The 9,959-nt window shown below is 41.7% G+C and carries 11 protein-coding genes and 1 pseudogene; 8 read left to right on the top strand and 4 right to left on the bottom strand.

Annotated elements, in window-relative coordinates; all coding sequences use genetic code 11:
- Positions 1 to 195 precede the first annotated feature (195 nt).
- Together O9323_RS12265 and O9323_RS12270 are read right to left on the bottom strand one after the other, a co-directional pair.
- Complete coding sequence (locus O9323_RS12265; protein ID WP_288125190.1) at positions 196 to 1,257, bottom strand: ABC transporter permease; 1,062 nt, start codon at positions 1,255 to 1,257, stop codon at positions 196 to 198.
- A 156-nt stretch (positions 1,258 to 1,413) separates the two neighbouring features.
- Positions 1,414 to 1,932 carry an adenine phosphoribosyltransferase gene (locus O9323_RS12270; protein ID WP_002742074.1) on the bottom strand — a complete coding sequence of 173 codons (519 nt, stop codon included), beginning with the start codon at positions 1,930 to 1,932 and terminating at the stop codon, positions 1,414 to 1,416.
- Positions 1,933 to 2,030: 98 nt separating this feature from the next.
- On the opposite strand from O9323_RS12270, the gene O9323_RS12275 reads away from it, so the two are divergent.
- The 6 genes and pseudogenes from O9323_RS12275 to O9323_RS12295 all read left to right on the top strand — a co-directional run bounded on the left by O9323_RS12275 (position 2,031) and on the right by O9323_RS12295 (position 5,055).
- A complete protein-coding gene (locus tag O9323_RS12275; RefSeq protein ID WP_287662925.1) occupies positions 2,031 to 2,657 on the top strand; it encodes a DUF3038 domain-containing protein in 627 nt (208 codons plus the stop codon).
- A gap of 2 nt (positions 2,658 to 2,659) precedes the next feature.
- Positions 2,660 to 3,313, top strand: a complete 654-nt coding sequence (locus O9323_RS12280; RefSeq protein ID WP_288125191.1) for a DUF4335 domain-containing protein — start codon at positions 2,660 to 2,662, stop codon at positions 3,311 to 3,313.
- An 89-nt stretch (positions 3,314 to 3,402) separates the two neighbouring features.
- Positions 3,403 to 3,630 carry a hypothetical protein gene (locus O9323_RS22645; RefSeq protein ID WP_353738145.1) on the top strand — a complete coding sequence of 76 codons (228 nt, stop codon included), beginning with the start codon at positions 3,403 to 3,405 and terminating at the stop codon, positions 3,628 to 3,630.
- A gap of 60 nt (positions 3,631 to 3,690) precedes the next feature.
- The gene (gene speD / locus O9323_RS12285) at positions 3,691 to 4,098 is read left to right on the top strand and encodes an adenosylmethionine decarboxylase (protein WP_002781248.1); all 408 of its coding nucleotides are present in this window, start codon (positions 3,691 to 3,693) and stop codon (positions 4,096 to 4,098) included.
- A gap of 59 nt (positions 4,099 to 4,157) precedes the next feature.
- Positions 4,158 to 4,464 (top strand): annotated as a pseudogene (locus O9323_RS12290) (DUF6464 family protein).
- A 78-nt stretch (positions 4,465 to 4,542) separates the two neighbouring features.
- Complete coding sequence (locus O9323_RS12295) at positions 4,543 to 5,055, top strand: L,D-transpeptidase (protein ID WP_287765977.1); 513 nt, start codon at positions 4,543 to 4,545, stop codon at positions 5,053 to 5,055.
- Here O9323_RS12295 and O9323_RS12300 read toward each other — a convergent pair.
- The gene (locus tag O9323_RS12300; RefSeq protein WP_288125192.1) at positions 5,017 to 5,667 is read right to left on the bottom strand and encodes a TIGR04282 family arsenosugar biosynthesis glycosyltransferase; all 651 of its coding nucleotides are present in this window, start codon (positions 5,665 to 5,667) and stop codon (positions 5,017 to 5,019) included. The two genes, O9323_RS12295 and O9323_RS12300, sit on opposite strands and share 39 nt — an antisense overlap.
- A gap of 228 nt (positions 5,668 to 5,895) precedes the next feature.
- Complete coding sequence (locus O9323_RS12305; RefSeq protein WP_288125193.1) at positions 5,896 to 8,679, bottom strand: caspase, EACC1-associated type; 2,784 nt, start codon at positions 8,677 to 8,679, stop codon at positions 5,896 to 5,898.
- Between the two features lie 248 nt (positions 8,680 to 8,927).
- On the opposite strand from O9323_RS12305, the gene O9323_RS12310 reads away from it, so the two are divergent.
- Together O9323_RS12310 and O9323_RS22650 are read left to right on the top strand one after the other, a co-directional pair.
- On the top strand, positions 8,928 to 9,794 hold the full coding sequence (locus O9323_RS12310; RefSeq protein ID WP_288125194.1) for an ISAzo13-like element transposase-related protein: 867 nt from the start codon (positions 8,928 to 8,930) through the stop codon (positions 9,792 to 9,794).
- Between the two features lie 13 nt (positions 9,795 to 9,807).
- The coding region (locus O9323_RS22650) for an ISAzo13-like element transposase-related protein (protein ID WP_502846426.1) at positions 9,808 to 9,959 on the top strand (152 nt) is incomplete at its 3' end.

Below are 9,959 nucleotides of genomic sequence, written 5' to 3' on the forward strand. Positions count from 1 at the left end.
AAACCCCCCGTTGGGGGCGTGGCGCCGCCCCCAAACCCCCCGCGCATTAGTTTTTCGGTGGGATGCTTACACGCAGCTGCTGATACATCTGTAATAATTTAAGGGTCACTGATAATTGCTGATTGTCCCTATTTCTGCAAATGTGAGATGCACCCGTTGGATAGTGGTAAATTTAGCTGAAATTTCCCTATCACCCTACTTTAAATCCTCCAATTTAATTCTAGGATCTACAGCTTTGAGAAGCAAATCAGCCAGAAGATTACCGATAATCAACATAGTAGCACCCATCATTAAACTGCCCATAACTAAATACAAATCTTTAGCCGTCACAGCTTGCAAAATTAAGCGACCTAATCCTGGCCAATTAAAGAAAAATTCGGCGATAAATGCCCCACTTAACAAACTAGAAAATTCAAAGCCCAAAAGAGTTATCAGGGGATTAATAGCATTGCGTAAAGCGTGGACATAGATAACTTTATTTTCCGGTAAACCTTTCGCCCTTGCGGTTTGAATATAATCCTGTCGCAGAACATCTAATAATTGTCCCCGCATCAATCTTTGTAATCCTGCAAAACTGGTAACTGTCAGGGCAATAGTTGGTAAAATCATGTGCCAAGCGATATCTAAAACTTTACCGATAGGGGAATATTCCGAATAGTTAATACTGGTCATATCACCCACCGGTAAAAGCGGCGAGACATTTTGGGCGAGAATTAGCAGTAAAAGGGCAGTGATAAAACTGGGAAAACCTTGACCAAGATAACTGATAACTCGGAAAAATTTATCGATAAATTGGTTTTGTTTGACGGCGCTGAGAATGCCCAAGGGAATCGCAATCGCCCAGGTTAAAATAATGGAAGTCAAAGACATTAATAACGTCGCTGGAATTCTCTCTAATAATAGGGAAGACACGGGACGAAAATAGGTAAAACTCAGACCAAAATTAAACTGAGTTACCATTTGCCACAACCATTTAAAATACTGGACAATCGGCGGGTCTTTTAAACCAAAAAGGGCAATATATTGTTCTTTAGTTTCCTGACTAATCTTGGGATTAAGGTCAAGCAAAGCCAGAAAACCGCCGGGGGTTAATTGGATAATAGCGAAACTCAAAGCCGAGGCCAACAACAGAGTTAATAAACCCTGGAGAACACGCTTGACAATATATAAAAAAGTTTCGCTAGTTAGGAGAGATTGTAACCCATTAGCACTCGATCGAGCGGTTTTAGCCTTATAATTATCATCGGTCGCCGTCATAAGTAATCATGCCAAGTTAATTTCCTAGTGGGGACTCCAATTCAGGAGTCAGGAGACAAATAGTCGCGCAGAATTAATTGCCATTTTTGAGATAGGCACTCTTGCCAGAGTGTTAGCGAAATGTGTAATTAATTCTGCTTAGGTACTTAAAAAAACCTAGTAATCGATAATGGTAATAATCGGTAAATCGGGTAGTTTTTCCCGACCACCGAGGTCGATTAACTCGATGATAAAGGCAAATCCTAACACCTCACAACCAATTTTTTCTAATAAATCGGCCGTCGCTTTCGCCGTCCCTCCCGTCGCGATTAAATCATCGACAATTAGGACTTTATGATGGGATGCCACCGCGTCCTGATGAATTTCGAGGCTATCGCTTCCGTATTCCAAATCATACTCGATACTATGAACGGCGGCGGGTAGTTTGCCCGGTTTCCGGACAGGAATAAATCCCGCTTCTAATTGGTATGCTAAAGGAACACCAAAGAGAAAACCCCGCGATTCCATACCGACAATGTAATCGGGGGATAAACCGTAATCGCGACACTTTGCCGTTAGGGTATCGATCGTGTAACGTAATCCTTGGGGATGATTGAGTAGGGTAGTAATATCGCGGAAGACAATACCCGGTTTGGGAAAGTCAGGAATATCGCGAATCAGTGATTTCAGATCCATTCGGTTTCCGTGTCTCGTAAAATGGGGGACAGCTATCTATACAATACAATTTACAATACCCTGACTCGATCGCCCTTGTGTTTTAGTTCTCCTATATCATGACCTCTACTAGCCTAACGCCCGAATCTACAACATCAGCCCCAGAAAAACCGTTTATTTTAAGCGTTTTACCCGATTTTCCGATTGCCAGTCAGCAATGCGCCCTACATCTCCAACAGCATATCGATTTAATGCTGTTAGCGTTGGAATCCTTAGAAGTAGGTGCCGGGGAGGCCCTGTTAGCCCTCTGTAAAGAACTAGGACTCGATAAAATTATCAAAAACCGGATTATTTTCTGGCGCTTGCGCTGTACTAATCCCTGGCGAATTTCCTACACCCTCGACCGTCTGACCCTTGACCAAGCAAAAGCTTTAGTTATCATTGCCAGTTATCGGGCCAAACCTCTAGCTATATCCATCCGACAATTACTGTTAGCGCGGCAACAGATGGAGTCAAAAGGTTTACCCGTGGATAATAATTTTCTTTTATCAGAATACCTAGAACGATTTCGCTCCAATTTTCGCAGTCGCATGAACCCCCGTCGGGCCAAAGTATCGGTTTATCTAGCCGATGAAAATGCTTTAAATGAACTGGCTTTATCCCTCCTCGATCAGTTATTATTTTGTACTGGTACCACGGGAATGCAGCGGTTTTGGATTAGTTTATTTGATGGGGAGATCGTGTAAAAATGAGAAGACAGTATAGCCTGCCCAATTGTACCCTGATTCTCGATGGTTTCGGCGATGATTTTGCCCCAGCTAACCCCGGGGATAGCCGACCTTTACTCTCAATTTTGACTAACGTAGAATGTCGGTTAATCGGGGCCAATAAAGTCCTGCAAGGTGGTCGGGTTTTCCTGGAAAATTTGGTCCAAGCGGTCAGTCAGTATGCCCAAGAATTTTTAAGTGGTGTTCGTCACCCCCAAGACCCCGTCCATGAACCAGATCATGTGTACCTAGAAAAGATTGACCAGAATCTCCATCGTCTGGTCTGGTATCCATCAACGGACTTGAATATCCCAGAAAGTCCAGTCAAGATAGAAATCAGTACCGTGCAGTTATTCGATTTAATAGAAGCGATTGACCAATTTTTTGCCGATACTCGCACTTTACCCGACCTAACCCTAAAATTACAGCCAGTTTCCCGTCGCTACCATAAGGTGAATGAATCGGTGGCCAGTCGAACAGTACCTTTTTTGGCAGGATTAGGCAGTCTTGTCGCTTGCGCCCTACTTTTCTATATTTTACCCGTCCCCCAAGTCCGTAAACCCGAAAATCCCCCCATTCCTGCCGCTTCTCCCAGTCCCACCGTCCCCACTAATCCCGTCCCCCCTCCTAGATAAAATTAGGCCCTTGCGCTTTTCCCAACACCCCACACCCTACACCCTACACCCCACACCCTTCTCTGTCTTAGTTTTTTAGGCTCTTCGGTTTGTCTTATGCAACGGACAGGATTATAAGAGATGAAACCCTTATCGAGAAAGATATTTGGCGATTTTTGTCAATTGTTTTTGATCTAGAGCGAACTAATCAATTAAATCTCTTGCCAGATAAGGATTTAGTCGATTTATGCCCCCCTATCGAACCATACCAAGTAACGAAGAGCCGTTTTTTAGAGAAAGTACCCAAAAAAAAACCAGATCTTTTTTGCACAAGTTAGAAAATTGTGTTATACTGGTGAGTCTGTGAAGGTTTTTCGATAGGGAGTATTGAAAAAAAAATGACCAAACTGGGAACCCATTTGATTGTCGATGCTTGGCAAGTACCTGCTGACCTCCTCAACGATCCCGAGCGCATTCGTCGCGCTATCCTCGATGGAATTACGGCAGGAGAAGCAACGCTGATCGATTTGTGTGTCCACCAGTTCAGTCCCCACGGAGTTACCGCGACGGCGACTTTAGCTGAATCTCATATCGCGATCCACACCTGGCCTGAACACGGCTATTTCGCCGCCGATTTATTCTTCTGTGGTGCCGGTAAACCCGTGGTTGCCATGGAAATTTTGACCAAATCCCTGCAAGCAGGTGAAATTAAAGTGCGGGAACTAACCAGAGGATTCCCCGGTCCTGCGGCAGTTTATGAAAGCAAAAAGGAAGAACCCCTGAAGTCTTCCCTGGTTATGGCCTAATTTCTAGCGCCGGCCTGAATAATAAGTTAGCAGCACTGGCAATCGCCTAAACTGAAATCGTGATCAGGATAACCTTTGTTTTTATCCTCGCCCTCTTTCCCTCTCTCGTTAGTCTCTGGTTGATTAACCGATCCCAACAGAGATTAAGCAACCGTTTGAGGGGGATTCGCCATCGTCACGAATACAGCCCGGTGATGGCCAGTGATTTTTTGTCAATTCCTCTAGGGACAGAAAATAAACCGGCCTTGATCGGTGATCTTAGTTGTCGTTTTAATGCCTATTCCCCCCATTTGCGTTGTGCGGTTAATCCCACAGGTCCGGTGTGAAGGTTGTCGGCAGTACGAAGCTAAAACTGGCACAGTATAAGCGGCTTGAGCTTCCAAACAGTTCCCTATTTGCTATCCTTAAAAATTATCGCTATCGCAATTGAGGAGTGTGGGAATAATGGCGTTCAAACGAAATTTGACCCTCTTAATCATCGGATTAGGATTAACTTGTTTACCCCTATATCCGGCCCAAGCTAACCAAATCAGCACCGTCACCCCGAATACGGCAGCCAATCAAACTCTCGCTACCCATCTGGTTCTAAAACTGAAAGAGAGAAAAGTTTACGTTTATCAAGATAGTAAAGTTTTAGCCCAATTTACCGTCGCCGTCGGCAAAAAAGGCTGGGAAACCCCCACAGGTAAATTTGAGGTGCGGGAATTAGTTCGCAATCCCGTCTGGAAAAGTCCCTGGACGGGAAAAGTCAGCGCTCCCGGTCCCAATAGTCCCCTAGGGGAAAGATGGATCGGTTTTTGGAGTGACGGCAAAAATTCCATCGGTTTTCATGGCACCCCCGCGGAAAATTCCCTCGGTAGCGCCGCTTCCCATGGTTGTGTGCGGATGCGGAATCGGGATGTAAAAGTGTTGTTTGATTTAGTCCGCAGGGGAACCCCCGTCATCGTTCAACCTTAATTCCGGCAGGTATTTTTTTAAGATGGGCAGGTCTTCCGGGCGATCAATATCGGCTAATTTAGGCAGATAAGCGGTTTTTAAAGCCAGTTTAGCGGCGATTGTCTGAGTTTTTGCCAAGACTTCCCCCGTCCCCCAGGGAATACCGTCAAAAAGCTCTGGAAAGACCTGTTTTAAAGCAATTAGGTAGTATCCTCCATCTAACGCCGGCCCTAAAACCATATCGTGGGTTTTTAGGGCCTCAAAGGCTGCTAAAATCTCTTTTTCCCCGATTTCTGGGCAATCTGTGCCAATAATAGCGATCGCTGTCATCCCTTGAGCAAAACCATCGGCAAAAGCATTTTGCATCTTTTCTCCTAAGTCTTTTCCCCGTTGAGCATGATAGGAATAATGCACACCTAACCAAGTACGCATTTTCTCCTCGCTGCCGCCATGGTAGTAAATGATCAGAGAGAGAAAATTACTCAAACCCGCTAATTTACCGAGAGTATATTCGGCCAGTTTGCGGTGTAATTCTTCGGCTCCCTTGGCTGCCAAAGCTGGAATCATACGGGTTTTTACTTTCCCCAATTCCGGATAACGGGTAAAAATAATTAGTTGTTGTCTCCAGTCCACGAGTAATTGCGACGATGATATTAATTATTAGTTTTAGCCTACTGTTAATAGGAGGCAAGAAAGCCACAAAACAGGCTTTATTGGCTTAGTATAGATTATTTTAGTTGGTTATTTAATTCTGTGTTGGGTTTCGTTCCTCAATCCAACCTACAAAAGCGGCGATCGCTTGATTGAGTCGAAACCTTTTTCCTAGCGGCATTTCAGACTTTTTCAGCCAACCCTGATTAGCTAGGGACTAGGTTTTTTGGGTGAGTTTAAACAGGATAAACCGGCATCTTTAGCAGTAGGATACTTGATTGGGACAAAAGCAAAATCTGAACTTAGTGTCCGACACTCCACAATGTGAACAAATTCTACGGAGGGATTTTGGGGTTCGCCATTTTCATCAATTTTTTTGCGATCGCCATTTTCATCGAATTGAATTGTCCCAGTTGCACCTTTAGTGACAAGAAAATCAAGAGACTTTAATTGTTCATGGATATTAATTCGTGTGGGAGTATTTGCCTTTTCTAGAGCTTTTGTTAGAGCAAGAGTTGCATCATAGGATAGGGCTGTTATTGCATTAACAGAAGTTGTAGTCCATAAAATTTTAGCATCCTTAAGAAAATCCTGGTTAGGACTGTTTAAAGAATCCCAAGGAACCGCTATAACAAACTTTTGAAAAGGTTGTAGGTTGTCAATTTGTTCTAAGGTACGAGAACTACGAAGTCCCCATGATCCGATAACCCAATTTTGACTATTATTAAGTTTTATAAGTCTAATTGCATCGCCTTGAGCATCGCCAATTGCTTTTGGGAATAGTACAAGCCCTATTGTTTCTGTTATTTTTCCTTCTTTTTGTCGTCGTAACTCTTGGATGGCTTCTTTTTCATCAAAATTATTTCCCAGATCAAATTCATCTAATTTTACTACAGTTCCAGAGAATGGAGGGCTTGTAAAAATAGTTTTAAAACTATTAAAAAAAGATTCACTAAATGGACTTCCTTCACTATAAAAGCCTACCACTTTTTTAATAGACTTTTCTTGCAAAAATTTTGCAATGGCAGGAGATTGTTGCTCGCTGGAAAAAACAGTTCGCAGGAAATTTTTTCTGGGGTATTTAGTAAGCTCGCTAGTCGTTGATCCGGGAGAAATCAAAACTAAATTATTTTGATTATAAATATCCACCGTTGCCACAGTCATTTCACTGGGATAGTGACCAACAACTCCTAAAATTTCAGGACGCTGGGAAAGAGATGATGCTGTCTTTTTGGCTAATAATTCGTCATTTTCATCATTAGTAATGACAACTTTTAATCCCTTACCATTAATCGCTTTTTTATTGATAAAATTTTGATCTGGAAAATACTTGAGGAATGGATCATTGTCATTTAAAAGTCCTAGATTAATTTTTGTTTGTAATTGTGCTACTCCTCGTAACATTTCTTTTGCTCGACTATCACCATCATCATCATTAAAGTCATTTTGATTTTTGGGGATACTAACAGCAACAGCAATGGTGTAATATGGCTTTTTAGTGGCTTCTAGTAAAGCATTATTTAAGTAAATTAATGTTTCTGCATCTAGCCTATCCTGTTGCCATGCGTCCTTAAATCTTAACAGGGCTTTTTGATAATCACACTGTGCAAAATATTCTGCACCTTTCTTCTTGTTAAACGATTGAGAGTAATTAAGAACTTCTTCTCCTTCACTAATAAAGTCGCCCGTTTGTTTTGGACAATTAGATGGAACTAATGGAGGAATAATATTATGGCGATAAATGGCAAATAAACTTACAAATGCTATTGATGCTATTCCTATGCTAACTGGCAGATTTAATTTGAAATTTTTGGGCTTTAAAGTTTTTATAGAATGCAAAATTTGGGCAATTTTTGCAGAAGGAGAAGTGCTTGGTGGAATCGTCGGAGTAATGGGATAAACCTCATTTTGCACTTCTTCTTCAATCACCTGAATATCCTCATCCCTCAGCCCGTAACGGCTTTGTAACTCTTTTAGTCTCCTTCTGTTTCCTTCTGTTATTGAAATAGAATCAGCTAATAATTCTCTAAAAGTTGCTTTGTACTCTGTTAAATTTTGTAATCTTTTTCTGAATGGCGCAAGATTCTCTTGTTCAATAATATCTGCCTCCTGTAATGATAAATCTAATTCGTTTCTTAGTTCATTTAGGCAGTTTCTTTCTACACGATTAAAATTTTCTTTACATATATTTTCCTTGCTCCATTCATCTAGAATTTCTCTAACCTTCTCACGATAAATAAATATAGGATTAGTGGCAGCAAGAGGAGATTTGGCTAAATAAATAGTATCCTCTCCTTCAAGAGAAAGATAAAATTTGGGAGTCATTGCCGGGGCAGCTTCCTTTACTCGTTCGCTGGCATACTCATGCAATTCATTAACAGAAATTAATTGATCACCATCCTTATCTGCTGCACCAGTTTCAATTCCTTCAACTAGATATTTTGTATAGATGGACAAATCGTTATCTTCCGACTCAAAAGAATATTCAATCGGACTAGAAGAGGTTAAAATCGCCCTTCCTTTACCTCCTAATTCCTCTTGAATGTTAAGTTCCCCTTTGATTGGCATTCCCTGAACCAATGCTCCGCTAAAACAGCAGTCGAGAATAATTATCTGCCTTTGGGAACGACTATCTGTGATGTACTCTTGAAGTTTACTTGCCGCTAAAGCTGTTGCACGACGAAAATCTCCATTCTGATCACGCCCAGTTTCTCTTGTACTCAGAAAAAATCTAGCATTTTGAGCTTTAAGTCCATGCCCAGAAAAATATAAAAGCACCAAATCATCTTTCTGTCGATCAGCAAATAAATCGTCAACTGCTTTTTCCATGCTCCCTTTGTCTGGGTTAGGCAAAACTGTAACCTGATCAAAGGCTCCCATGTCTGGATGCTCTAATACTCGGCGCATTGCTTCAACGTCTAGAATGGCACTAGAAATTGGGCGCAATCCTTCGGAATACTCGCTCACACCAATTAACAAAGCAAATTTTGCCATAATACCTTCTTTAACCTGATATAAAGTCTTGAGCCGCTTTAATAGCCATTTCCAATTCTTCTCGACTGTGAGCCTTAACCGTCAACTTGCGACCATTGGGGACTTGCGTATTAATAAATCACCATCTAGACTAGAGAAGCAACTTGTTACTCCCAATCTCAACTATGGTAACTGAACTGACTGAAAAAATCAAATCAAGCTTGAAAGATGCGGCAAAAAAGCTGACAGGTTTTAAGAAAAGGGCTTTTATGGCGCAAGTAACTATAGACTATTTTAACTCTTCGCCGCGCCGCGCCGAAACAGAATTGGGATGGTCTAGGCAGGCAATAGCAACGGGATTGAAAGAGCTGGAAACTGGAATTATTTGCGTTGATAATTATCGTGCTAGGGGGAGAAAAAAAACGGAGGAACTGCTGCCAAACTTGGAGGCAGATATTAAGAGTTTAGTGGAAATGTACTCGCAAGCAGACCCTAAATTCCAATCAACTTTTGCCTTTACTAAAATCAGTGCCAGAGAGGTAAGAGAGGCATTAAAAGAAGAAAAGGGCTATCGAGATGAACAATTGCCCTCTCGTCAAACCATTGGAGATATTTTGAATCGAATGGGCTATAGTTTAAAAAAAACACAAAAAATAAAACCGCTCAAAAAAATTCCAGAAACTGAGGCAATTTTTGCCAACGTAGCCCAAGCCAATCAAGCCGCTGACAACCAGACTAAATCTTTGAGAATTTCCTTGGATAGCAAAGCTAAAGTTAAGATAGGCAATTTATCTCGTGAGGGTAAAGCCCGCTATATCGAGCCATTAAAAGCTGATGATCATGATAGTGAATGGACGGCTGTTTTAGTCCCTTTAGGAATTCTAGATGTGAGGGGAGAACGCCTGTCTATTTATTTCGGTCAATCGGCTGAAACCTCAGATTTTGTAGCAGATTGTTTAGAGTTGTGGTGGCAAGAAAATCAAGCAATCTATCCAGGCTTAGAAGAATTAGTCATTGATTTAAATGGAGGAGCCGCTACTCGCAGCAACCGCACTCAATTTATCAAAAGAATGGTAGAATTTACCCGAAAAACCCAATGGCAAATACGGCTCATCTATTACCCGCAAATGCCATAGTAAATATAATCTAATTGAAAGGTGTTGGGCAGTCTTAGAGAACTATTGGAATGGGGCAATTTTAGATTCAATTGATGCGGCTCTTAATTGGGCTTCTAACATGACTTGGAAGGGGATAAAACCTCTAGTGCATTTGGTAGAAGGAACTTATGAAAAAGGGGTGAA

Origin of the sequence: Microcystis sp. LE19-131.1A (genome assembly GCF_027532015.1) — a bacterium.
GTDB lineage: Bacteria > Cyanobacteriota > Cyanobacteriia > Cyanobacteriales > Microcystaceae > Microcystis > Microcystis ichthyoblabe_A.

Excerpts from the sequence above, each read along its gene's own strand:
- O9323_RS12275 (WP_287662925.1), top strand. The coding sequence starts at position 2,031 with ATGACCTCTACTAGCCTAACGCCCGAATCTACAACATCAGCCCCAGAA.
- O9323_RS12310 (WP_288125194.1), top strand. The coding sequence starts at position 8,928 with ATGGCGCAAGTAACTATAGACTATTTTAACTCTTCGCCGCGCCGCGCC.
- O9323_RS12265 (WP_288125190.1), bottom strand. The coding sequence starts at position 1,257 with ATGACGGCGACCGATGATAATTATAAGGCTAAAACCGCTCGATCGAGT.
- O9323_RS12280 (WP_288125191.1), top strand. The coding sequence starts at position 2,660 with ATGAGAAGACAGTATAGCCTGCCCAATTGTACCCTGATTCTCGATGGT.
- O9323_RS12305 (WP_288125193.1), bottom strand. The coding sequence starts at position 8,679 with ATGGCAAAATTTGCTTTGTTAATTGGTGTGAGCGAGTATTCCGAAGGA.
- O9323_RS12295 (WP_287765977.1), top strand. The coding sequence starts at position 4,543 with ATGGCGTTCAAACGAAATTTGACCCTCTTAATCATCGGATTAGGATTA.
- speD (WP_002781248.1), top strand. The coding sequence starts at position 3,691 with ATGACCAAACTGGGAACCCATTTGATTGTCGATGCTTGGCAAGTACCT.
- O9323_RS12270 (WP_002742074.1), bottom strand. The coding sequence starts at position 1,932 with ATGGATCTGAAATCACTGATTCGCGATATTCCTGACTTTCCCAAACCG.